At 66.3% G+C, this 908-nt stretch carries 1 protein-coding gene; it reads right to left on the reverse strand.

Annotated elements, in window-relative coordinates:
• A partial coding sequence (locus MOV75_RS39870) for a CHAT domain-containing protein (RefSeq protein ID WP_247008336.1) occupies positions 1-908 on the reverse strand: 908 nt, incomplete at both ends.

Genomic DNA, 908 nt, shown 5'->3' on the forward strand with positions numbered 1-908 from the left:
CCGCCCGACAGCGCGTCGACGGCACGCAAGCTTCTTTGCGCGACCTGGCTCGCCTGTGTCGGGATGGCGGCGCAGGTCTGGATCTGACGCGCCAGCTTGGCGCGCGAGATCGAAAGATCGCTGCGCCCATCGCCGTCGAGCGTCGGATTGCCGACGCCAAGGAACGGTTTCGACGCCGCACTCCTGCGCCCAACCTGGCGTAGCGCCTTGAGGCTGGAGACGGAGGGCAAGACGGTGGTCGCAAATCGCTTGACCAGCCAGGGTGCCCTCGTGAGGTCTCCACCTGCCGTGGGCTTGTCCGTCAGCAAAACCTGGAAAGGCAGCGTCGCCAGTGGGCCCGACGGCACCAGGATCAGCTCCTTGCCATCGATCTCGCGCGCGACCGGACCAAGCAGGGCCTGATAGAGCGCAAAGGCGCGCTCCTGATCGAACGGCAGCGGTTCGTCTGCGCCCAGCGGAGCCTTGCGGCCGAGCTTCTGAGGGCATGTCGATGCCTTATCCAGCCATGCCTCCGCGTCGAGACCGCAACGCAGCGCGCCGACGGCCTCGTTGAGCTGCCTTTCGCCGAGATCGGCCGCATGCCAACGCACATCCGAGCGCGTCACCATCCAGACGAAAGTGGCACGCGACGTCGTCGTGAACAGCACCATCGCCTCGTTGGGACGAAGCTGCTTCTGGACGTCCTCGATCGCGATCGGCGTCTTGGTCACCAGCGCCGCATAGTCCGGGAACTGGGCGACGATCGTGCGATCCAATTCCCGGATTTGATTTGCGATGGCCGAGGCACGGGCGCGGAGAGCTTGCTCTGCGGCCGCATTGCGCGCGGCACTGGCTTGCGAGATCGCCGCCACCAGCATCTTGTCGGTCGCGACCGCTTGCGCGCCGAGATCCTGCCGTTCTCGAACGCG

This window comes from Bradyrhizobium sp. PRIMUS42 (assembly GCF_023006515.1).
Lineage (GTDB): Bacteria > Pseudomonadota > Alphaproteobacteria > Rhizobiales > Xanthobacteraceae > Bradyrhizobium.